The sequence below is a fragment of the Micrococcus sp. GbtcB5 genome (assembly GCF_019091605.1).
Taxonomy (GTDB): domain Bacteria; phylum Actinomycetota; class Actinomycetes; order Actinomycetales; family Micrococcaceae; genus Micrococcus; species Micrococcus luteus.
The window spans coordinates 1-251 of sequence record NZ_JAGXJK010000303.1 but is presented as its reverse complement, the minus strand read 5'-3'; the positions used below and the strand labels follow the sequence as shown (position 1 = coordinate 251).

At 72.9% G+C, this 251-nt stretch carries 1 pseudogene; it reads left to right on the top strand.

What is annotated here, in order from left to right:
* Positions 1-251: pseudogene (locus KVS67_RS12450) on the top strand (DUF305 domain-containing protein); the annotation flags it as partial.

Sequence of the window (251 nt, the reverse complement as noted above, 5' to 3'; positions counted from 1 at the left end):
ACATCCAGTCCGCGGGCCTGCTGCTGCGCAACCACCGCGCCGCGATCCAGCAGTCCGATGAGGGGCTGGGCAAGGACGGCGTGGACCAGGAGATCCGGGCCGCCGCCGAACGGATGAAGTCCGAGCACGAGGAGCGGGCGCGCCGGCTCGAGTCGATGCTCGAGGGCTGGGGCGTGCCCTCGGATGACGTGCGCGGTGCGGGTGCCGAGTCGACCCCGTCAGCGCAGCCCGAGTCCACGGAGGACGCGGAG